At 58.2% G+C, this 22,616-nt stretch carries 18 protein-coding genes and 3 tRNA genes; 10 read left to right on the top strand and 11 right to left on the bottom strand.

The window, feature by feature from the left end; translation table 11 throughout:
* Positions 1-23 precede the first annotated feature (23 nt).
* The 3 genes from mscM to rsgA all read right to left on the bottom strand — a co-directional run bounded on the left by mscM (position 24) and on the right by rsgA (position 5,457).
* Positions 24-3,350, bottom strand: a complete 3,327-nt coding sequence (gene mscM / locus Electrica_RS23160) for a miniconductance mechanosensitive channel MscM (RefSeq protein ID WP_131049384.1) — start codon at positions 3,348-3,350, stop codon at positions 24-26.
* A gap of 24 nt (positions 3,351-3,374) precedes the next feature.
* Positions 3,375-4,301, bottom strand: a complete 927-nt coding sequence (gene asd / locus Electrica_RS23155) for an archaetidylserine decarboxylase (RefSeq protein WP_131049385.1) — start codon at positions 4,299-4,301, stop codon at positions 3,375-3,377.
* A gap of 94 nt (positions 4,302-4,395) precedes the next feature.
* Positions 4,396-5,457, bottom strand: a complete 1,062-nt coding sequence (gene rsgA, locus Electrica_RS23150) for a small ribosomal subunit biogenesis GTPase RsgA (RefSeq protein ID WP_141965523.1) — start codon at positions 5,455-5,457, stop codon at positions 4,396-4,398.
* A 160-nt stretch (positions 5,458-5,617) separates the two neighbouring features.
* Between rsgA and orn the strand changes: the two genes are divergently transcribed.
* The gene (orn, locus tag Electrica_RS23145; RefSeq protein ID WP_100685744.1) at positions 5,618-6,163 is read left to right on the top strand and encodes an oligoribonuclease; all 546 of its coding nucleotides are present in this window, start codon (positions 5,618-5,620) and stop codon (positions 6,161-6,163) included.
* Between the two features lie 38 nt (positions 6,164-6,201).
* On the opposite strand, the gene Electrica_RS23140 is transcribed toward orn, so the two are convergent.
* Positions 6,202-6,936, bottom strand: a complete 735-nt coding sequence (locus Electrica_RS23140) for a transporter substrate-binding domain-containing protein (protein ID WP_131049386.1) — start codon at positions 6,934-6,936, stop codon at positions 6,202-6,204.
* Positions 6,937-7,221: 285 nt separating this feature from the next.
* Between Electrica_RS23140 and Electrica_RS23135 the strand changes: the two genes are divergently transcribed.
* The 3 genes from Electrica_RS23135 to Electrica_RS23125 all read left to right on the top strand — a co-directional run bounded on the left by Electrica_RS23135 (position 7,222) and on the right by Electrica_RS23125 (position 7,496).
* Positions 7,222-7,297, top strand: a tRNA-Gly gene (locus Electrica_RS23135).
* A 23-nt stretch (positions 7,298-7,320) separates the two neighbouring features.
* Positions 7,321-7,396 (top strand) — tRNA-Gly (locus Electrica_RS23130).
* A 24-nt stretch (positions 7,397-7,420) separates the two neighbouring features.
* A tRNA-Gly gene (locus Electrica_RS23125) sits at positions 7,421-7,496 on the top strand.
* A gap of 129 nt (positions 7,497-7,625) precedes the next feature.
* Here the strand turns inward: Electrica_RS23125 and Electrica_RS23120 are convergent.
* The 7 genes from Electrica_RS23120 to queG all read right to left on the bottom strand — a co-directional run bounded on the left by Electrica_RS23120 (position 7,626) and on the right by queG (position 16,048).
* The gene (locus Electrica_RS23120; protein ID WP_141965521.1) at positions 7,626-8,759 is read right to left on the bottom strand and encodes an NAD(P)-dependent alcohol dehydrogenase; all 1,134 of its coding nucleotides are present in this window, start codon (positions 8,757-8,759) and stop codon (positions 7,626-7,628) included.
* Between the two features lie 21 nt (positions 8,760-8,780).
* On the bottom strand, positions 8,781-10,253 hold the full coding sequence (locus Electrica_RS23115) for a benzaldehyde dehydrogenase (protein ID WP_141965519.1): 1,473 nt from the start codon (positions 10,251-10,253) through the stop codon (positions 8,781-8,783).
* 107 nt (positions 10,254-10,360) lie between these two features.
* Entirely contained in the window at positions 10,361-11,374 is a 1,014-nt protein-coding gene (locus Electrica_RS23110) for a SphA family protein (protein WP_131049388.1), read from the bottom strand.
* Between the two features lie 43 nt (positions 11,375-11,417).
* Entirely contained in the window at positions 11,418-12,902 is a 1,485-nt protein-coding gene (locus tag Electrica_RS23105; protein WP_141965517.1) for an AMP-binding protein, read from the bottom strand.
* A 98-nt stretch (positions 12,903-13,000) separates the two neighbouring features.
* On the bottom strand, positions 13,001-13,831 hold the full coding sequence (locus Electrica_RS23100) for a p-hydroxycinnamoyl CoA hydratase/lyase (RefSeq protein ID WP_100685549.1): 831 nt from the start codon (positions 13,829-13,831) through the stop codon (positions 13,001-13,003).
* 14 nt (positions 13,832-13,845) lie between these two features.
* Positions 13,846-14,331: a MarR family winged helix-turn-helix transcriptional regulator gene (locus Electrica_RS23095; protein WP_131049390.1), complete on the bottom strand. Its 486-nt coding sequence runs from the start codon at positions 14,329-14,331 to the stop codon at positions 13,846-13,848.
* Positions 14,332-14,908: 577 nt separating this feature from the next.
* Positions 14,909-16,048, bottom strand: a complete 1,140-nt coding sequence (gene queG / locus Electrica_RS23090; RefSeq protein ID WP_141965515.1) for a tRNA epoxyqueuosine(34) reductase QueG — start codon at positions 16,046-16,048, stop codon at positions 14,909-14,911.
* 13 nt (positions 16,049-16,061) lie between these two features.
* Between queG and nnr the strand changes: the two genes are divergently transcribed.
* From nnr to hfq, 6 genes are all read left to right on the top strand, one after another.
* The gene (nnr, locus tag Electrica_RS23085) at positions 16,062-17,573 is read left to right on the top strand and encodes a bifunctional ADP-dependent NAD(P)H-hydrate dehydratase/NAD(P)H-hydrate epimerase (protein WP_167686257.1); all 1,512 of its coding nucleotides are present in this window, start codon (positions 16,062-16,064) and stop codon (positions 17,571-17,573) included.
* Entirely contained in the window at positions 17,566-18,024 is a 459-nt protein-coding gene (gene tsaE / locus Electrica_RS23080; protein WP_131049392.1) for a tRNA (adenosine(37)-N6)-threonylcarbamoyltransferase complex ATPase subunit type 1 TsaE, read from the top strand. Before nnr ends, tsaE begins: the two co-directional genes overlap by 8 nt.
* 11 nt (positions 18,025-18,035) lie before the next feature.
* Positions 18,036-19,367, top strand: coding sequence for an N-acetylmuramoyl-L-alanine amidase AmiB (gene amiB / locus Electrica_RS23075; RefSeq protein ID WP_131049393.1), 1,332 nt, complete (start codon positions 18,036-18,038; stop codon positions 19,365-19,367).
* A gap of 10 nt (positions 19,368-19,377) precedes the next feature.
* The gene (gene mutL, locus Electrica_RS23070; protein ID WP_141965511.1) at positions 19,378-21,243 is read left to right on the top strand and encodes a DNA mismatch repair endonuclease MutL; all 1,866 of its coding nucleotides are present in this window, start codon (positions 19,378-19,380) and stop codon (positions 21,241-21,243) included.
* Positions 21,236-22,186: a tRNA (adenosine(37)-N6)-dimethylallyltransferase MiaA gene (miaA, locus tag Electrica_RS23065; RefSeq protein WP_141965509.1), complete on the top strand. Its 951-nt coding sequence runs from the start codon at positions 21,236-21,238 to the stop codon at positions 22,184-22,186. Before mutL ends, miaA begins: the two co-directional genes overlap by 8 nt.
* A 92-nt stretch (positions 22,187-22,278) precedes the next feature.
* The gene (gene hfq, locus Electrica_RS23060; RefSeq protein ID WP_100685556.1) at positions 22,279-22,587 is read left to right on the top strand and encodes an RNA chaperone Hfq; all 309 of its coding nucleotides are present in this window, start codon (positions 22,279-22,281) and stop codon (positions 22,585-22,587) included.
* The last annotated feature ends 29 nt before the right edge of the window (positions 22,588-22,616 follow it).

Raw genomic sequence — 22,616 nt, 5'->3', positions numbered from 1 at the left:
GCACTGCACCGGCGCGATTCGTCTTACAGGCTCCCTGCCGTGCGGCTGGATCTCCCTGCCGAGGTCAGCGCGCGGCTGCTTTTTCTGCCATCGATGCTTTCCAGACGCATCTGGAACGGCGGGAACGGCATATCGATACCGTGTTCGCGATAGCCGGCCAGAATCAGCTGGTGTAGCTCGTGGCGCAGCGGCATACGATGCCCCATCTCGGCGGCGTAGATACGCAGCTCGAAAATCTGAATCCCCTGCTGCAGGTCGACGAGGAACGCTTCCGGCGCTGGCGTGTCTATCACCAGCGAACAGCGGTGGGCGGCGGCTATCAGGATCTGCGTGACTTCTTCCGTACTCGCATCTGCCGGTGCCGGGATGGTTAACACCACGCGGGTGACCGAGTCAGAGAGCGACCAGTTGATAAACTGCTCGGTGATAAAGGCCTTGTTAGGCACGATAATTTCTTTACGGTCCCAGTCGCTGATGGTGGTTGCCCGGGTATTGATGCGGGTGACGCTGCCGGTCAGATCGCGGATCGTCACCGTATCGCCAATACGTATCGGCTTTTCAAACAGGATGATCAGGCCGGAGATAAAGTTGGCGAAGATTTCCTGGAGACCAAAGCCCAGCCCCACGCCGAGCGCGGCGACCAGCCACTGCAGCTTCGCCCATTCAATCCCAATCATCGAGAAGCCCATCAGGCCGCCAATCAGCATCAGCAGATATTTGGTAATGGTGGTGATGGCATACCCGGTCCCCGGGGTGAGATCGAGGTGTTGCAGGATAGCCAGCTCCAGCAGCGCCGGGAGGTTTCGCACCAGCTGGGTGGTGATAATCAGCACCAGGATGGCAATCAGCACGGCGCCGAGGGTAATCGGCTCCAGACTTTCAACGCCCTGCACCGTCGAGGTGACGTCCCACAACGAGATATTTTCGAGGAAACCGAAGGCGGAGTGAATTTCTGACCACAGGACGATCACCGAGACCAGCGCGACCAGCATCAGCAGCGAACGGACCAGGCGCAGGGACTGCGTACTGATAGCATCAAGATCGACTTCGCTCACTTCGATTTCCGCAGAACCTTCCGGGCTGCTGGAATGCACCACGTCATCTTCACCGCGAGCGCGCTGGGCAAGGATTTCCGCCCGGCGATGTTTGGCGCGATCGAAGGCCAGCCGGCGGCGCTGAATCAGCATCCAGCGGCGAATGATGTGGTAGACCACCAGCAGCAGGAACCAGATAGCAACGGAGGTTTCCAGCCTGGCCAGCAGCGCCTGAGCGGTGGCCAGATAGCCGATCGCCGCCGCCAGCATGGCGATTAACGGCGCGCCGAGCAGCAGGTTCCACAGCATGCGGTTAACCATATTATCGCCGCTGCCGCTTTTATCGAGATACAGCGGGATGCCGGCATGCTTCAGGCTCAGGGTGACCAGCGCCAGTGCCCCGCAAATCAGCAGGAAGCACAGACGGCCGAGCGAAGCGGAAAACTCGCGGTCGTTGAGATTATCAAACATGATCAGCGCGATAATCAGCGGGACGATCAGGCCGATGCTCATCAGGTAGTAGCGCATGGCTTTGCTGACGCGACTGCGCGGCCAGCCGAAATGCGCGATAAACAGGCCGTTTGGACGCGCGAAGGTGGCGCAAACCATCACCACCCACAGCAGCGGCACCGTGGCGGTGACGCTTTCGCCGATCGCGACCGCCAGCGGGTAGGGCCATGCCGATTGCAGACCGTAGCCCAGCGTCATCCACAGCACGGGGAGGGGAGAGGCCACCAGAATCGACCAGAACACCGTGCGCAGCGTGAGCCAGAAATGATCCTGCGTCACTTTACCGACGCGGGCGCTGGAGCGTTCGAGGAAGCGGGTAAAGTGGCGGCGCGAGCTGATGCTGAAGCCGACCAGGATTAGCGCGCCAAACAGCGGCAGCAGCGTCTCCTTGCTGGTTAACATCATGGCGCTGGCCTTGCCCAGCTGGCTTATCGTATCGAGAGAGACCAGACGGCGCAGATTATGGACGATATCCAGCGGCCATGAAAAATCAATCGGGCTGACATCCGACGTCCAGAACAGATAGCGGTGGGTTGCTTCGTTGATCTCTTTCAGCGCGTCTTCAAGCTGGCCGTTGGAGACTTTCAGCTTGGTCAGTTCCAGGATCAGCGTATCGCCGCCCTGCAGCAGCGAATTAAGCAACTCAGTTTGCGTGCGCAGCTGAGCTTCCAGAATGCGGTTTTGTTCGCTGGTGAGCGGTTCGCCGTCCGCCTGGTGAATCAGGCGTAGCTGCGGCTGGTTGCCAAGCAGATCCTCATAATGCAGACGCTGCACCCGCAGCTGCGCCATCTCGGTATCCAGCTGCTGCGGTTTCGGTATTTCCGGCAGACGGGCCACCTGGGCGCGCAGGGCTTCGCCCAGCAGATTGGAGGAGCCCAGCCACTGCGACTGCTCGCGCAAGGTATTCAGCGCCTGGCGCACCTGCAGCGTCTGGTTGGCCGCCTGACGCTGCTGCGAAGCTACCAGATCCATACGCTGGGCCTGCTGGTTCAGCGCCTGCGAGAGTTCGCGGTTGACTTTAAACTGGGCCACCAGCTCCGGCGGCAGGTTTTCACTGTTCTCCGCCAGCAGCTCGGTGCTTTCCAGCGCTTTTTCCGCTTCACGCTGACGCTGGCTATTAAGCTGATTACGCAGCGCCTGCAGATAGCCGTCGAGCAGCTTGCCCTGCTTCTGCGCCAGATCGCCGCGCATCCGCGACAGCTCCTGACGATTGTTCGCTGACAGCTGGGCCAGATCCAGCTCGTTGACCAGCGCTTTCAGGCGCGCAGATTCCGCCTGCAGACCCAGATTCTGGGCCTGTGCCAGCGGCGTATTGCTGGTTTGCGCGCCGACGCGGCGCTCAACCTCATTGAGCTGGCGACGCGCGTCGCTCTGCTGCTGCGGAAGCTGGTTAAGCGAATCGGCGATATCGCGGGCGCGTTCTTGCTCCTGCTGGGCCTGGCGACTGGCTTCGAGCAGTTGACTGCTGACCTGCAGGATTTCCTGGTTCAGCGCATCCGTGGAGAGGCTGGTTGAGACCTGGCGCGGTTCATCGGCCAGGTTATTGATTTGCGAACGCAGGGTCTGGAACAGTTTGGGGAAGTTATCAATCACCTGCTGATACTGGCGCGCGCGCTCAAGGGAGGCGCTGCGTTCCTCAAGCGCGTTCAGCGCAGATTGTAACGCTTCAACGGTACCAGGCTGAGCGGGTTTTGCCGCCTTCGCCTGTTCCAGTTCCTGAGCGATCTGTTTCGCATCGGGGGCTGTCGCTGCGTACGCCCCCAGACTGAGGCTCCAGGCCAGCAGGAAAATATATATCAGGCGCACGGCGTAACCTTTTTTTGTCAGCAATTAACCTTCGTCTTGCGTCGCGTCGCTCAGTGGGCTGACGTCGTCTGCGCTCGCGGACATGGTCTCTACGGCCGTCGCCAGCGGCTGGCCGAGTCGGGTAGCGGAGAGGCTGTGCAGCTGTTCAACCAGTTGCACTGTGCCCGGGGCAAACAGGTTGATTACCGTCGAACCGAGCTTAAAGCGGCCCATCTCCTGGCCTTTCAGCAGCGCGACGGAACCTTCGCTGTCGCCCGCCGGCCAGGTCCAGCGTTTGATGACGCCTTCACGCGGCGGGGTCACCGTACCGGACCACACGGTTTCAATGCTGCCAACAATTGTCGCCCCCACCAGAATTTGCACCATCGGGCCAAACTCAGTATCAAACAGGCAGATGACGCGCTCGTTACGGGCAAACAGATTCGGAACGTTCTGTGCGGTCAGGTGGTTAACGGAGAACAGATCCCCCGGAACGTAGATCATTTCACGCAGGATACCGTTGCACGGCATGTGCACGCGGTGGTAGTCACGCGGCGACAGGTAGGTGGTGGCGAAGGTGCCGTTGCGGAACAGATCGGCCATCTGGTAGTTCCCCGCCAGCAGCGCTTCCAGCGTGTAGTTGTGGCCTTTGGCCTGCAAAATTTTGTCGTCTTCGATAGCGCCCAACTGGCTGATAACGCCATCGGCAGGCATGACCAGCACGTTAGGGTCCGTGTTCAACGGACGGGCATCTTCGCGCAGCGGGCGCACGAAGAAATCGTTAAAGGTACGGTAGCTGGCGGTATCGGGCTTTTGCGCCTCTTTCATATCGACCTTGTAGCATTTCACGAACAGATCGATGACCAGCTTTGTCAGCCAACCCGCCCGTTTGCTCGCACCCCAGCCTGCGAGGCGGGTGAGCCACAGTTTAGGCAGAATGTATTGCAGTGAAAGTTTAAGATCGTTTAACAAGGTAGCCTCCAGGCCATGATTTGTCGTTCCTGACCCCGTCAACGTGCGGGGCCCTGAAAAAAGGGGACGATTCTAACGATGCTCAGCTTAAATGTCAGTCATCGGATGATGAAAAGCTTTTACGCGTTTTTACCTGCACCTGAGTCATGCTTTCCAGAATACGGTGATAGTTTGCAAAACGGCTCTCGGCGATGTGGCCATTTTCTACCGCTTCACGAATGGCGCAGCCCGGATCGCTATCATGCTTGCAGTCGCGATATTTACAACGGCCTAAATAATCATGGAATTCGACAAAGCCGCGGGTAATTTGTTCCGCTTCCAGGTGCCACAGGCCGAATTCGCGAACGCCAGGGGAGTCAATGACATCGCCGCCGTGCGGGAAGTGATAGAGGCGCGCGGCGGTGGTGGTGTGCTGGCCCAGTCCTGAGTTGTCAGACACGTCATTGGTCAGGATCTGATCTTCATGCAGACCCAGCAGCGCGTTCAGCAGACTGGATTTCCCCACCCCGGACTGCCCGGCAAAGATACTGATACGGTCGGTGAGCGCTTCCTCAAGCGGCTTGAGGCCATCCTGAGTACGGCTGGAAACCATCAGTACGCGATAGCCGATGCCGCGGTAGATATCCATCTGCTCGTTCACGAAGGCCATGCCGTCGGCATCCAGCAGGTCGGTCTTATTGAGCACAATCAGCGGTTCAACGTCCAGCGTCTCGCAGGCGACCAGATAGCGGTCGATAATGTTCAGAGACAGCTCGGGCAGGATCGCGGAAACAATCACTATCTGATCGATATTGGCGGCAATAGGCTTAACGCCATCGTAAAAGTCCGGACGAGTCAGGACGGAAGTCCGCTCGTGTACCGCTTCGACAATCCCTTTCACATTGACGCCGTCGGCGGCATCTTTACCGGGTCTCCAGACGACGCGATCGCCGGTGACCAGCGAACGGATCGTGCGGCGAATGTTGCAGCGGTGAACGCTGCCATCGGCGGATTCGACATCGGCATGCATGCCAAAGCGGCTGATGACGATCCCTTCAGAGGTTTCACCAAACAGGTTGTCATCGTAATCGGCCTTCTCCGAAGTCGTTTTCAGGCGGCGCTGGTGGTTGGCCTTCACGCGGCGCTGTTGGCCTTTGGAGAGTTTATTTTTACTCAATCGAACTGGCTCCTGGTCGCCCTGAGTGGGCAAAACCTCTATGATACACGCTATCTAAGATGAATATCGACCCGTCATCTTGCAAGATGCTGGTACGTTGTTTTGCCTGCATCCTGAAGTTTTACGGGCCAGAATTGTAAAATTATGGGTGGAAAATAGCATGAGTGCAGATGAAAACAACCTGATTTGGATCGATCTCGAAATGACCGGGCTGGATCCTGAGCGCGATCGCATTATTGAAATCGCCACTCTGGTGACCGATGCGCACCTGAATATTCTGGCGGAAGGGCCGACGATTGCGGTTCACCAGTCCGATGCGCAGCTGGCGCTGATGGATGAGTGGAACGTGCGCACGCATACCGGAAGCGGACTGGTTGAACGCGTTAAGGCCAGCACCCAGGGCGATCGCGAAGCGGAACTGGCGACGATTGAATTCCTCAAGCAGTGGGTTCCTGCCGGGAAATCACCGATTTGCGGGAATAGCATTGGTCAGGATCGCCGCTTCCTGTTCAAATATATGCCGGAGCTGGAAGCGTATTTCCACTACCGCTACCTTGACGTCAGCACGCTGAAAGAGCTGGCGCGCCGCTGGAAGCCGGAAATCCTTAGTGGTTTTAAAAAGCAGGGTACCCATCAGGCGATGGATGATATCCGCGAGTCGGTAGCGGAGCTGGCCTACTATCGCGAGAACTTTATCAAGCTGTAATACCGGCGCCGGGGTCCAATGGCCCCGGCGTCGCTAGCTTATTTAAACCACCTCTGTTCCATCACCTGGAAGTCAGGCGATGCCTTAACCACCTCCAGCGCAGCGTTCATGGCATTGAGCAGCTCCGGATCGTCTTTACGTACCGCAATGGCATATTGCTTGCCGTAGTATTTCGGGTCGGTCGCGCGTTCATCCATCATGGCGTAATCCGGATTATCCTGCAGCCACGGGTCGAGGGTCGTCTGGTCGCCCATCACGGCATTCACGCTCCCGTCTTTCAACGCGGCCAATGCGCTGGCGTCATTGTCGTACCCGATGACGTTGACCCTTTTTTGTGTATCGTGCAGATAGTGCTGGTGGACGGTGCCTTTCACGACGCCGAGTTTCTTGCCCTGCAGATCGGCGAAGCGATGGGCCGCCCCTTTTGCCGTCACCACCACGCCGGAGAGCGTCTGACGATAGGGCTGGGTAAAGGCGACCTGCTTTTCGCGCATGGGAATAACTTCAATGCCGGCAATGATGGCATCGAATTTTTTAAAACGCAGCGCGGGAATCAGGGTATTGAAGTCCTGAGGGGTAAATTTGCATTCGGCCTGCATCTGTTTGCACAGCGCTTTGGCCAGATCGATATCAAATCCCGAGGGCTGGTTTTTCGCATTCACGGTTTCAAAGGGCGGATTGGCCGTCGTGGTGCCGAAATGTAGCGTCGTCGCGGATGCTGCCCCTGCAGCAAGCAGCGTGGTCAGCAGCAGGACGGAAAGCGCTCTTGTCATCTGAATTTCCCTGTATGTCATGGTTATTGACCGTTAGCGGGTAGCGGACCCGCAAATCTGAGCGATTTTGCGCCTTTCGCCCGGCTGGAAAAAGTTATTTTGCCTTGTCAGATGCTTATTTGTACAATTTGGCAGTGTGTCTGGCGATAAAATGTCCATTCAGACAAAAAACGCAAAAAAGTGTTCGCTGGGGGGTTGCAGGTAAATCGAATTCTCGTATAATGCGCCTCCCGTGACGAAGCAGAAATGCACATCACGACGCCATAGAAATATGGCAAGAAGTACGCGGGAATAGCTCAGTTGGTAGAGCACGACCTTGCCAAGGTCGGGGTCGCGAGTTCGAGTCTCGTTTCCCGCTCCAAAATTTGAAAGCACCATACCCAAGCGGGAATAGCTCAGTTGGTAGAGCACGACCTTGCCAAGGTCGGGGTCGCGAGTTCGAGTCTCGTTTCCCGCTCCAAAATTTGAAAGTCACCACACCCAAGCGGGAATAGCTCAGTTGGTAGAGCACGACCTTGCCAAGGTCGGGGTCGCGAGTTCGAGTCTCGTTTCCCGCTCCAGATTTACTTCCATAAAATTCCACACAATCCATAAGCCACTGGAAACAGAGCATCACGCCTCTTTTCATCCATGCTGCGTCGACTAAAAACCCCTGTTCCTGTGATATTTACTATCCATTTTTAAGCTCATCAACACCGATGCGTCGGCACCGCCTGCGTGAAACAGGATGGCATGCGAACGATAGCCTTGACCGTTACGCCTCGTTCGGAATCGTGGATGGCCTGATTGATCTGTTCGAACGGGTAGAACGTCACCAGCTTATCGAACGGAAAACGCCCCTGGCGGTAAAGATCGATCAGGCGAGGGATAAGGACGTCCGGGGTACTTTCGCCCTCAACGATGCCCCGCACGCTGCGACCTGCCGACATCAGCCGGGTCAGGTCTAAGGTGACTTCCTGGTTTGATGCGCCGACAATGCCGCAGACTCCACGCGGAGCCAGTGATTCGACGGCCTGGCGTACGACAAGTGCGTTGCCGGTGGTATCCAGCGCATAATCCACACCGTAGCCGGTAATGGCGCGGATCTCTTCATCGGCATCCTTGTCACCGCCGTTGATCGTGTGGGTCGCCCCCAGTTCCCTCGCTAAGGCGAGACGGCTGTCATGCCGGTCTACAGCGATGATTGTGCCTGCGCCAACCAACCGACAGGCCATAATCGCACTTAAACCGACGGAACCGACGCCGAACACCGCAATGCGTTCTCCGGCCTGAGGGCGCAATACATTGAGGATTGAACCGGCACCCGTCTGAATCCCACAGGCCAGGGGACTAAGGAGTTCCAGCGGCACATCGGCGGGGACCTTGACGATATTGCGCTCATCGCAGATGGCGAATGTCGCGAAGGAAGATTGACCAAAGAAATTTCCGTGTATCTTCTCGCCTGCGGCCGACAGAGTCGTGCTGCCATCCGGGCGGACGGCGAAGAAGTTCCGTGGAAAGAACTGGTGACAATAGGCCGCGGCATGATCCAGACAACTCGGGCAGTGGCCGCAGGAAGCAAAGGTCATAACGACCGGATCGCCGGGCGCGACTTTGCTCACCGCGCTGCCGGTCTTCTCGACAATGCCGGCGCCCTCATGACCGAGGACCACCGGGAAGGGGACCGGTAATTGCCGATCGCGAGCAACCAGATCGGTATGGCAAACGCCAGTGGCCACCACTCGTACGAGGATCTCATTGGCGCGAGGCTCGTCGATAGAGAGGGTTTCCAGCGACAGTTCGCCGCCCGGCATGCGGGCGACGGCAGCAAGGATGTCAGGCATAAACATGTCTCCTGGTTCAGGTCAGAACGGATATTGTGGGATCTGGTCCTGGATCGTGACCCATTGCCAGTGGGTATAGAGATCAAGATCCGAGCTCCCGCCGACGCTGGTACCATTACCGGAGGCACCGCTGCCGCCGAAAGGGTTAACCACTTCGTCAACAACGGTCTGGTCGTTGATATGCAGCAAGCCGGTATTCAGACGTTCGCTCAGCGCCAGAGCACGCCCGACCGAGCCGGAAAGAATGCCGACGGACAGACCATATTCAGTGTCATTGGCCAGCGCGATGGCCTCCTCGTCGGTATCAAACGGGATAACGCTGACGACAGGCCCAAACACCTCTTCCTGATAGGCCCGTACGCCGGGAGCCACTCCCGACAATACCGTTGGCAGGTAAAATAAGCCTTCATACGTGCCGCCCGCCTCAACCACCGCCCCCTGTGCGACAGAATCACGAACCACCTCAACCACATGTTCGAGCTGACGTTTATCGATGACTGGGCCGAGCGCAGCCTGGCTTGTCGCAGGATCGCCAACGGATAATCGACAGGCTTTTTCGACCAGGCGGCGGGTGAGTTCAGCAGCCAGCGAGCGCTGCACAAGGACGCGACCGGTAGCCATACAGATCTGCCCTTGATGGAACCATCCGCCAAACGCCACCGCTGATGCCGCGCGATCGATATCCGCATCATCAAGAACAATCAGCGAATTTTTCCCCCCCAGCTCCAGCGAAACCTTCTTCAGGTGGCGACCGGCGAGTTCACCGATCTTGCGTCCTGCCGCCGTTGAGCCGGTAAAGGCAATCATCGGGACCCCAGGGGCCTCCACAAGCGCTTGTCCGGCATCGGCTGCGCCGGGCAGCATATGCAGCAGCCCTTTGGGCAGTCCGGCCTGCTCCAGCGCAGCGGCGATCGCGACGCCGCCGCTGAAGGGGGTGCGGGGGTCCGGTTTGAGAATCACCGCGTTGCCAAGCGCCAGCGCTGGCGCGACGGAGCGTAGACCCAATACCAGCGGGAAGTTGAAAGGTGAGATTACGCCAACCACGCCAAGCGGCAGGCGTCGCGCGAGACTCAGCCGCCCCGATCGGCTCGGTAGGACCTCCCCTGATGGTTGCAGCGGAATGGCGGCCGCTTTCTGGAACTGGACGATGGCTTCGGCAACCTCCAGCTGACCCTTGGCGAAAACCCCGCCAGTCTCCCGCGCAATTAAGGCGGCAATTTCCGCGCGTTCGGCGTCGAGGGCCTGGGCGGCACGCAGCATGACCGCCGCGCGTTCACGCGGCGGTGTGGCCGCCCAGTCTCGTTGCGCCGCGCGAGCCGCGATAACGGCAGTTGCGACCTCTTCGGCCCCGGCGCGTCCGACAACATGCAGAGGCTGTCCGGTAGCGGGCTCTTGCACCTGCAGCGTACCGGACCCTGAGGCAATCCACTCGCCGTTGAAAAGGCATCCGTTCCAGCGGGCAACATTAACGATGGTAAGGGCGTGCTGATTCATGCTGATAGCTCCAGTTTTAAACAGGTGGCCAGTAACCCTTCCAGACGGGAAGCCTCTGTCCACGGATCGTATGATTGACCTGTATGCGCCGATCGCAGCGCCATTTTTTAAAAGGTATGAATGTACTGCACGTTCAGGCTGCTACCCGCGCTGGCGTTTTTGACCTCTATAGGGAAATACAGATTGACGTTAAGGAGATCACCGCTCTTCCACTTCCACGACGCCCCCGGCCCCAGGTAGAACCCGCTCTGGCGCGTTCCCTGCACGCGCTGACCGTTGGTTCGGTCATCGTGTAATTGTCTGAGGTAGTAACCGTTTATCCCCAGGCGTACGTCGGGAATGATCTCGCGGGAGGCGGCGAAGTTGACCCATGCCGCGTCGCCGGCCTGACCGTTGTGAAAGCGAAATCCGTTGAGTTCCGGTACATTCGCGGCCTTGCTGGTACGGAAATTGTAGATGTAGTTGAGACGGGTACTCAGTTCCCACTCCGGTGTGGGCAGTACGGTCATGGCCCACACTGCCGATGCCGACCACTGTCCGGAACTCTGGTTGAGGTTGCGGCTACGATCGAAGCTACCGACCGGCGCAATAGCGCTGAGTTCGAAACGCTGTGAAAACACCGGTCTTCCGTCGCGCATCACCGGTAACATCTGAATGTAAGGGCCGAAAGTGAAGTCTCCGACCCCGAAACCGTTATCGCTGAGCTTCGCCGGACTGTCATGGGCAAATGAACTGTCCAGATTCACCAGGGTGCCGATCATATTCAGACCGAGCACTCCGCCGAAGACTTTGCGATCGCTGGCGTAGATGAACTGGACCTGACCTGCCGTGACGTCGATCCGGGGATCGCGAAACGCGGGAGAGTCTTTGCCATCGCGGTCTTTGATCGCATTCGCATGGGTATGCCGCAGGTAAAGGGCCATTCCCCAGCCAGGCGTTGTGCGGGTGAAGCCATCCAGAAAACTGGTCCCTCCTGTGTTGATACCCGTCGGCATGGAGACGGACTGCGGGACGTCCTGGGCAAGCGCCGGGCAGGACGCCAGCGCCAGCGCTGACGGTAACCAGACATGCGGGTGAGGTATCATGGACCGTATCGAGCGGCGGCAGGCTGCTTGTTGCATGACAGAATCCTCCTGAGGCGTGGTGGCCGATCTGGTGTCGGCGTCAATGTTCCGCGTTGCGGAACAATTCTCTGAGCCGCGCTCTCTGTAGTTTTCCGGTCGCCGTGCGCGGGAGTTCGGCTACGATCTGGATATATCGGGGGATCTTGTAGCGGGCCAGACGTGCGCTCAGAAACGCTCGCACCTCGTCTTCCCGTAATTCGGGCTGTGCGGCAACGACCGCCAGATACCCGGCCTCTCCCCACTGGGGATCGGGTACGCCGACGACCGCGCATTGGGCGATAGCCGGGTATTGTGCCAGTACCCTCTCGATTTCGGCCGGATAGACGTTTTCTCCGCCGGAGATGTACATGTCCTTCTTGCGATCGACAATCCAGAAAAAGCCCTCTTCATCGCACAGAACAACGTCGCCAGTGGCAAACCAGCCATGGGCATCAAACGCCCTGTCGGTGGCTTGCGCATCCCGCCAGTAACCGGAAAAAAGATTAGGACCGCGTAGCCATAATTCGCCGGGCGTTCCGGGCGGGCAGTCATGCCCGTCAATGTCGACAATACGCGTCTGAACAGTCGGTCCTGGCAAGCCGACGGATCCAGGGCGGGTGCGAATGACCTCTTTCTCGACCGACATGCCGAATACCGTTCCGGCTTCACTCATGCCAAAGCCGGGTACCATTGCTACGCCGTCGTCCAGCCAGGCGACGAGGCTGTTGACCGGGTGGGGGGCGCCACCGGTCACCACAGCCGTCAGGCGGCGTAATGGGGCCGGGTCGAACTGGGGCTGGCTGCGGAATGCCTCCATCATTTGTGGGACGCCAACATAATGACTGACAGCAAGCTGCGGGTCCGACAGCCAGTTCAGGGTCCGTTCCGGCTCGAATCCATCTGACACAAGGATGGAACCGCCATGCATAAACGCGGATCGGATATTGATGACCAGGCCAATGACGTGGAACATCGGGGCATCGCATAAAAAGCAGCTATCGGGCCCTACCCGGGTACAGGCGCTGAAATTGATCGCGCTCTGCCGTAGATTGTCTTCGGTCAGCATTACGCCCTTAGGCTGGCCTGATGTCCCGGAAGTAAACAGCAGCACGCTGAGGCGATCGGGCCCGGACGCAAAGCCCTGCGCTAAGGGCGCTCGTAAGCTGGCTTCGCGCACGAAACTGTCCAGCGCAATGGCGGCGGGAAAGCGTGCAGCCATGTCGTCACCCAGCAGCAGCCGGGGTTCAGCAAGCGCTATCAGCGACTGGAGTTCGCTATCGTTGAGTCGCCAGTTCAGCGGGGCATAGATGGCCCCGACACGCGAACAGGCAAAGTGGAGGGCGACCAGTGAAACGGAATTCCGCGCCAGAACCGCCACCCGATCGCCGGGCTGGCAACCCCGTTCACGCAGTTGCGCTGCCAGCAGATCGGTGAGGCCATTGAGGTCAGCATAGGTCCATGTTTGTCCAGTGCTTAGATCGCGCGCTGCCAACCGGGTCGGGGAGAGGCGCGCATGTAGCGAAATTGAATCATCGGGTAGAAACATGGTGCTGAGATCCTCATTATTGAACCACAGACATGGACTGGCAACGTGTCGCCAGGCTTCTGCTCCCGCAGGTTTCTGGACACCTGCGGTAGACGGTATTACCCCGGTTTGTTTCTGCTCACGTCGTAGCCGCCGAGCCCCGGCTTGTAACTCTTCTCATCAATGAACTGGCGAATACCTTCCTTGCGGCCATCAGGGTCGAAGCTGTTGGCCGCTTCCTGCAGGCGAACCAGGTAGTCTTCCGCCTCGTCGTAGGTCATGGCGCCGACGCGGCGTACCGCATCCTTGGCGTACTTGAGTGTGATCGGGTTTTTCTTCAACAGCAGTTCGGCAACCTCGCGGGTACGTTCCTTCAGCTGTTCCAGCGGTACGCTTTCATTGACCAATCGCCATTCGGCCGCCTTCCTGCCGTCGATTCGTTCTCCTGTGAGGGTCAACCACATCGCGTCGCGAAACGGGAGCAGTTCTACCGCGACTTTGGTGACGCCACCGCCGGGCAAAATTCCCCAGTTGATTTCCGATAAGCCGAACTGGGCTTCATCGGCCGCGATGGCAAGGTCGCATGCGAACAGGGGACCAAAGCCGCCGCCGAAGCACCAGCCGTTAACCATCGCGATGGTCGGTTTCTGAAACCAACGCAGACGGCGGAACCAGCCGTAGGACTCACGCTGGGACTGCCGGGTGCCGCGCAGCCCCTGAGCTTCGGTTTCCCTGAAGTACTCCTTCAGATCCATTCCCGCAGACCAGGCCGACCCCTCACCACCGAGTACAAGCACCCCGATCCGATCGTCGAATTCAATTTCATCAAGTACTTCCATCATGCGGCGGTTGAGCGTTGGACTCATGGCATTGCGCTTGTCGGGGCGGGCGAAATCGACCCAGGCGATACGATCTTCGATACGGACCGACACGACATCTTTCTCGTTCATAGCGTTCTCTCCTGTTACGGCAAGCTGGGAAGGGGGGTGGATACATCCTCAGTCTCCGGGGATTGAGCCATCTCCGACGGTCTTGAGGCATTGAGTTTCTGGAGCAGGTGCAGCAGTTGCTCACGCTCCTCTGCGGTCAAACCTTGACAGGTTCGATCGCTGGCTCGCGCAAGCCGGTGGGTGGCATCGGTGAGCACCTGTTTTCCGTGCGGCGTCAGAGTCAGGCCGCGGCTGCGACGATCGCGCCCTTCACTGCGCTCGATCAGACCGGCTTCAGCGAGTGCGTTTGCTATCTTCATCCCTGCCGCGCGATTAACGAGCAGCCGCTGGCCTAGCTCAGTCTGATCGCAGCCTGGTTGTTCGCGAATATGGACCAGGGCGGTGACGCGAGCGGGGGTCAGTTGTAGATCGACCAGTTCCTGCCTTGCCTCGTGATTGGACGTCAACGTCGCGAGCTGTAGCTGGTAACCGATGTCGTTGTTGAGTTGCGGTGACGGCATTGTGCATTCCCTATATTGTATCCAATGGATACAATATAGGGGGGGGAACGAATATTGCAAGTTTATTTTTTGAACAATTAAGCGGGTTTTCTATCGACGACAGGCACTGCATCCGTCGCTTCTGGATTTGCTGCTGCGGTGGGGCCTGTCGTGCGGGGTATCCGCCTGGAGGGAAATTTTTCTGGCGTAAGGCTTGCTATCCGCGTGAAGCTAGTCCATAATCCTTACCTCTCTGCCGTCCGTATTTCAAAAAATATCGTGAAATCAAAAGGTTAGAGGCAAATGGCCCGTTTATTTCCAGCATCCGCATTTCTCCACGAATTGAGTTTATCCACAGTGCAAAGTCGCACAGGGGATGCTTTCCACTGTCGAAAGAAAAATACTGTAAACAGAGTTATCCACAGATTAAACTCTCGCCGTCTGACGTCGAAAAACTTCAGTTTTTGAATGATATAAATATATCTATTTGATATTTAATAATAAAATTTCATTCCAAAGTGTTAATGCGATCACTTGACGAACGTCTGCGTGTTGAAACGCAATGTGTTTTTGTTTTTATTCACAGCCTGTGAATGAATCAGGCATCTCTCGGCAACCCTTTCTCAATCACCCGGACCAGACGCTGTTTCTTCGGCAATTGCACTTCGACGACGTTGGCATTGCGTTTGTCAATTTGTTGCGCCACCGCCCAGTCAATGTGTTCATCGAGTAGTGGGTGCTCACCTCGGCGACTTTCCAGCGCGGTAAGATGTGCCTCATCCCAGGCCGCATTGCCCAATGCGACGGCAATATTGCGTAGCCAGCGCAGATGGCCAATCCGGCGGATGGCAGACCCCTCCGTCACCTTCAGAAAATGCGCCTCGCTCCAGGCAAACAGTTCTATCAGCGGCGGCGCATGCAGCGCCTGGCGTGGGCTGAAATCCGCTTCGTCGGTTAACTGCGAGAAGCGGTTCCACGGGCAAATCAGCTGGCAGTCATCGCAGCCGTAGATGCGGTTACCGATAAGCGGGCGAAGCTCCTCGGGAATGACCCCTTCCAGCTCAATGGTCAGATAAGAGATACAGCGGCGGGCATCAACGGTATAGGGTTCGACAATCGCACCGGTGGGGCAGATAGTCATGCAGGCCACGCAACGGCCGCACTCTTCCGTCACCGGGCTGTCGATGGGCAGCGGAATATCAACGAGCAGTTCGCCGAGAAAAAAGAACGATCCGGCATCGCGGTTAAGGATCAGCGAGTGCTTGCCGGTCCAGCCAAGCCCCGCTTTTTCCGCCAAAGGGCGCTCCAGAATGGGCGCGGAATCGACAAACGGTCTAAAATTGAGCGAAGTACACTGTTCCTGAATCAGCTCTCCAAGTTTTTTCAGGCGGTTACGCAACAGCTTATGATAATCACGCCCGAGGGCATACCGGCTGACGTAACCCAGCGAGGGATCTTTCAGGGTGCGGGCAAAAGCGGCGTTGGCGGGGAGATAGTTCATCCGCACGCTGATCACGCGTAACGTACCGGGCTGGAGCTCATGGGGACGGGCGCGCATCATGCCGTGACGCGCCATCCATTCCATCTCGCCGTGGTATTGTTTATCCAGCCATGCCTGCAGTTTAGGTTCGCTGGCGCTGAGATCGGTATCGGTAATCCCGACCTGCTGGAACCCCAGTTCAGTGCCCCATTGCTTGATTTGCTGCGCTAACTTATTGAGATCGAGGGGCTGAGACATGATGGACCATACAATGACGAAAAACCCTGTAAGTATACCACACTTCATCTGGCCGGCGGATGCGCTGCGGCGCGCGGAAAAAGCGGCGGCGGACAGTCTGGGCCTGACGCTGTTTGAGCTGATGATGCGGGCCGGGGAAGCGGCTTTTCAGCGGGCGCGAGCCGACTATCCTGCCAGCCGGCACTGGCTTATCCTCTGCGGTCATGGCAATAACGGTGGTGACGGCTACGTGGTGGCACGCCTGGCGCAGGCCGACGGCATCGCCGTCACGCTGCTGGCCCTTGAGAGCGAAAAACCGCTGCCGGAAGAAGCCCGCGCCGCGCGTGATGCGTGGCTGAGCGCCGGTGGCACCATTCACGCCGCGGATATTCCCTGGCCACAGGATATCTCTCTGATTATCGACGGGCTGCTTGGCACCGGGCTGCATAGCGCTCCGCGGGAAAATATCGCGACCTTAATCCAGCGTGCGAATGTGCATCCTGCGCCGGTTTTGGCGCTGGATATCCCCTCGGGACTCAATGCGCAAACCGGTAGCACCCCCGGCGCGGCGATAGATGCGGCCTGCACAATCACCTTTATCGGCCTCAAGCCCGGGCTGCTGACGGGTAAAGCCCGGGATGTGGTTGGCCGCTTGTACTACCACGCGCTGGGGCTCGAAAGCTGGCTGGCCGCGCAGACGGTGCCGCTACGGCGTTTCGATGCGTCACAGCTGGCCGACTGGCTCCCTCCCAGGCGTCGGACATCGCATAAGGGCGATCACGGTAAGCTGGTGATTATCGGCGGCGATCGCGGTACCGCCGGCGCTATCCGCATGGCCGGCGAAGCGGCATTACGTGCAGGCGCGGGTTTGGTGCGAGTGCTCACTCACAAAGAAAACATTGCCCCTGTTGTCGCCGCCAGACCTGAATTAATGGTCCACGAGCTGACGACGCAGAGTGTTGATGACAGTCTGCAATGGGCCGATGTGGTGGCGATTGGCCCCGGCCTTGGACAACGCGAATGGGGAGCCCAGGCGCTGCGCCAGGTGTGGGATTGTCGCAAGCCGATGGTATGGGATGCGGATGCGTTGAACCTGCTGGCAATCAATCCCGATAAACGTCACAATCGTGTGCTGACGCCGCACCCCGGTGAAGCCGCCCGTATGTTGAACTGCAACGTAGCAGAAATTGAAAGCGATCGCTTACTTTCTGCGCAACGTCTGGTAAAACGGTACGGAGGTGTGGTCGTGCTGAAAGGTGCGGGCACGGTAGTGGCCAGCGAAGCAGGCGAGATGGGTATTATCGATGCCGGCAATGCCGGGATGGCCAGCGGCGGAATGGGCGATGTGCTGACCGGTATTATCGCCGCACTGTCAGGACAACGGCTGACGCCGTATGATGCTGCCTGCGCCGGTTGTGTGGCGCATGGTGAAGCCGCTGATCGCCTGGCTGCCCGTTATGGCAGCCGCGGGATGCTGGCGACCGATCTCTTTTCCACGCTCAGGCGTGTTGTTAACCCGGATGTGATTGACCTGAACCATGATTAACCGAGTGATTCCTTTAGCCGATGAGCAGGCAACTTTAGACCTTGGTGACCGTATTGCGCATGCCTGTACTGGCGCGACGGTTATCTATCTGTATGGCGATTTAGGGGCGGGTAAAACGACCTTCAGCCGCGGCTTTTTGCACGCGCTCGGCCATCGCGGGAATGTCAAAAGCCCGACCTATACGCTGGTGGAGCCCTACACGCTCGACAATCTGATGGTGTACCACTTTGACCTGTATCGTCTGGCGGACCCTGAAGAGCTCGAATTTATGGGGATCCGTGATTATTTTGCTAACGACGCCATCTGCCTGGTGGAGTGGCCGCAACAAGGTGCGGGTGTCTTGCCTGAGCCGGATGTCGAAATCCATCTTGCGTATCAGGCACAAGGGCGTGAGGCGCGCGTAACGGCGGTCTCTGCATTGGGTGAGTCTTTATTGACGCGTTTAGCCTGAAGGATAACGGGATGATCTATCGCATAACCAGTTGGCTGGCCGCGACGCTGATGCTGTTGAGCATTCAGGCCACAGCGGCAAGTTTATCCGATATCCAGGTTGCCAATGGAGATCAGCAGGCCCGTATTACGATTAGCTTTATCGGCGATCCCGAATACTCGTTCAGTCCGCAGGGCAAGCGTACCGTGGCGCTGGATATTAAGCAGAGCGGTGTGCTGCAGGGGCTGCCGCTGCTGTTTAGCGGCAACAATCTGGTGAAAAGCATTCGCGCGGGAACGCCACAGGATACCCAGACTCTGCGCCTGCTGGTGGATCTGACGGAAGATGGTAAAACGCGCGCGGTGAAACAGCAAAACGGCTCAAACTACACCGTGGTTTTCACGATTAATGCCGATGCGCCGCCGCCACCTCCACCGCCGCCGGTGGTGGCTAAACGGGTTGAAACGCCGGTGCAGCCATTACGTCCGGCTGAACCCGCGCGCAATCCGTTCAAATCGTCCGGTAGCGAACGACAAACGGCGATGACCAGCAGCCAGGGTACGGCGCGCCCGGTGAGCCGCGCGGTGGCGTCGGATGATAAGGTGATTATCGCCATCGATGCCGGTCACGGTGGGCAGGATCCTGGCGCGATTGGACCGAACGGCACCAAAGAGAAGAATGTCACGATTGCCATCGCCCGCAAACTGCGCGCGCTGTTAAATGCCGATCCGCTATTCAGGCCGGTGTTGACCCGCGATGGGGATTACTTTATTTCGGTGATGGGGCGTTCGGACGTGGCGCGTAAGCAAAACGCTAACTTCCTGGTATCTATTCATGCCGATGCGGCACCGAATCGCGATGCCACCGGCGCGTCGGTATGGGTGCTATCCAACCGTCGTGCGAACAGCGAGATGGCCGGCTGGCTCGAACAGCATGAGAAGCAGTCTGAACTGCTCGGCGGGGCGGGCGATGTGCTGGCGAACAGCCAGTCCGATCCCTACCTCAGCCAGGCGGTGCTGGATTTACAGTTCGGGCATTCTCAGCGCGTTGGCTATGATGTGGCAACGGATGTCTTAAGCCAGCTGCAGCGGGTGGGCGATCTGCATAAACGGCGTCCTGAGCATGCCAGCCTTGGCGTATTGCGCTCGCCGGATATCCCGTCGATCCTGGTGGAAACCGGCTTTATCAGCAATACCGGGGAAGAGCGTCTGTTGGGGAGCGACAATTACCAGCAGCAGATTGCCGAAGCCATTTATAACGGTCTGCGTAACTACTTTACGCAACATCCGCTTCAGTCGGCACCGCGCGGAGAGACAGCCCAGACCGCCAGCGCCACTTCGCCTGGCAGGACGTTGATTAATTAAGGAGTCAGTCATGCCGATTCAGGTTCTACCGCCGCAGCTCGCCAACCAGATTGCCGCAGGTGAGGTGGTGGAACGTCCGGCGTCGGTGGTGAAGGAGCTGGTAGAAAACAGTCTCGACGCTGGCGCGACGCGAATTGATATTGATATCGAGCGCGGCGGCGCAAAGCTTATCCGCATTCGCGATAACGGCTGCGGGATCAAAAAGGACGAGCTGGCGCTGGCGCTGGCCCGTCATGCCACCAGTAAAATTGCCACGCTTGACGATCTGGAAGCGATTATCAGCCTCGGTTTTCGCGGCGAAGCGCTGGCCAGTATCAGCTCGGTCGCCCGGCTGACGCTGACCTCCCGTATCGCGGAGCAGCAGGAGGCCTGGCAGGCCTACGCCGAAGGGCGCGATCAGGCGGTGACCGTCAAACCCGCGGCGCATCCGGTGGGAACCACGCTGGAAGTGCTGGATCTGTTTTACAACACGCCGGCGCGGCGCAAGTTCATGCGCACCGAAAAGACCGAGTTTGGCCACATCGATGAAATCGTCAGACGCATTGCGCTGGCGCGTTTCGACGTCACCATTAACCTCAGCCATAACGGCAAAGCGGTGCGCCAGTATCGTGCGGTGCCTGAGGGCGGCCAGCGCGAACGGCGGCTGGGGGCGATCTGCGGTATGCCGTTTCTCGAACATGCCCTGGCGATCGAGTGGCAGCATGGCGATCTGACCCTGCGCGGCTGGGTGGCCGATCCTTTACATACCAACCCGACGCTGGCGGAAATTCAGTATTGCTACGTCAATGGCCGCATGATGCGCGATCGTTTAATCAATCATGCAATTCGTCAGGCCTGCGAAGATAAGCTGGGGGCCGACCAGCAGCCGGCATTTGTGCTTTACCTGGAGATCGACCCGCACCAGGTGGATGTTAACGTCCACCCGGCGAAGCATGAAGTTCGTTTCCACCAGTCGCGTCTGGTGCATGACTTTATCTATCAGGGCGTATTGAGCGTGCTCCAGCAGCAGCTTAACGTCCCGCTGGCGGAAGAACATGAAGCCGAGCCGTTGCGCCCGACGGTCCCGGAAAACCGGGTGGCGGCGGGGGGGAACCACTTTGCCCAGCCGGCGGCGGCTCGCGAGCCCGCGGCGCCGCGCTATGGCAGCGAGACGCCGCGCCCGTCGTCGGGAGCCGCTGCTGCGGGTGCCACCAGTTGGCCGCATGCGCAGCCCGGCTATCAGAAACAGCAGGGGGCGCTCTATCGCCAGCTGCTGGAAACACCAGCGGCGGAACGCAAAAGCAGCGTGCCAGCGCCTGCCGCGGACGGGCTATCCGGCCACAGTCAAAGCTTTGGCCGCGTACTGACTATCGTGGCGGGTGATTGCGCGCTGCTGGAGCGAGACGGCAAGCTGGCGCTGCTGTCGCTGCCGGTCGCCGAACGCTGGCTGCGGCAGGCGCAGCTGACGCCGGAGGTTGAAGCGGTGTGCGCTCAGCCGCTGCTGATCCCACTGCGGCTGAAAGCGTCCGCTGCGGAGAAAGCGGCGCTGGATAAAGCGCAGTCGGCGCTGGCGGCGCTGGGTATCGATCTGCAGTCTGACGCGCAACATTTGACGGTTCGCGCCGTGCCTTTACCCTTAAGACAACAAAATTTACAAATCTTGATTCCTGAACTGATAGGCTACCTGGCGCAGCAAAAGGCATTCGACGTCGGCAACATCGCGCAGTGGATCGCGCGTAATCTGGCGAGCGAACATGCGCAGTGGAATATGGCGCAGGCGATTACCGTGCTGGCCGACGTTGAACGTTTGTGCCCGCAGCTGGTAAAAGCGCCGCCGGGTGGTCTGTTACAACCTGTTGATTTACATTCGGCGATGACTGCCCTGAAAGATGAGTGATACCACCACGGCGAGCCTGCCTAAGGCAATATTTTTAATGGGCCCGACGGCCTCCGGTAAAACCGCCTTAGCGATTGCGTTGCGTAAAATTTTACCGGTAGAGTTGATTAGTGTTGATTCCGCCCTTATCTATCGAGGAATGGATATTGGCACTGCCAAGCCAGATGCCGCGGAGCTGAGCGCTGCGCCGCATCGGCTGCTGGACATTCGCGATCCGGCAGAGGCTTATTCCGCGGCGGATTTTCGCCGCGATGCGCTGGCTGAAATGGCGGAGATCGTCGCAGCCGGGCGCATTCCGCTGCTGGTTGGCGGAACAATGTTGTATTTCAAAGCGTTGCTGGAAGGGTTGTCGCCGTTACCGTCGGCGGATCCGCAGGTCAGGGCTAAAATTGAGCAGCAGGCAGCAGAGCAGGGGGGGCACGCGTTGCACCGGCAGCTACAGGAGATCGATCCCGTTGCCGCCGCGCGTATTCATCCAAATGATCCGCAAAGACTTTCCCGGGCACTGGAAGTTTTTTTCATTTCGGGTAAAACTTTAACGGAACTGACGCAAACGTCAGGAGACGCTCTGCCGTACCAGGTGCATCAGTTCGCCATCGCCCCGGCGAGCCGTGAACTGCTCCATCAACGCATAGAACAGCGTTTTCATCAGATGTTGGCTTCGGGTTTTGAAGCAGAAGTACGGGCGCTTTTTGCCCGCGGAGATTTGCATACGGATATGCCTTCCATTCGTTGTGTCGGATACCGCCAGATGTGGTCATATCTTGATGGCGAGATCCCGTATGATGAAATGGTTTATCGAGGTGTTTGCGCCACGAGACAGTTAGCAAAACGTCAGATGACCTGGTTACGCGGCTGGGAAGATATTCACTGGTTAGAGAGTGAACATCCTGAACAGGCGCTCAACAAAGTATTACAGGTAGTTGGTGCGAGCCAGGACTGAACGTGTACAATCAAACGGTATCGTGCGTAATTTTTTTTAAGAATCGTCAGGTTCTGAGTACAAAACAAGCATACATATAAGGAAAAGAGAGAATGGCTAAGGGGCAATCTTTACAAGATCCGTTCCTGAACGCTTTGCGTCGGGAACGCGTTCCGGTTTCTATTTATTTGGTGAATGGTATTAAGCTGCAAGGGCAAATTGAGTCTTTCGATCAGTTCGTGATCCTGTTGAAAAACACGGTCAGCCAGATGGTCTACAAGCACGCAATTTCTACTGTTGTCCCGTCTCGCCCGGTGTCTCACCACAGCAATAATGCTGGCGGCGGTACAAATAACTATCACCACGGTGGTAGCGCGCAGGGTTCATCTGCGCCGCAGCAAGACAGCGAAGACACCGAATAAGGTTGATGCTGTTTTTCCATGCCGGGGAG

Source organism: Klebsiella electrica (assembly GCF_006711645.1).
GTDB classification, from domain to species: Bacteria; Pseudomonadota; Gammaproteobacteria; order Enterobacterales; family Enterobacteriaceae; genus Klebsiella; species Klebsiella electrica.
This window is presented reverse-complemented; position numbering and strand designations above follow the sequence as displayed.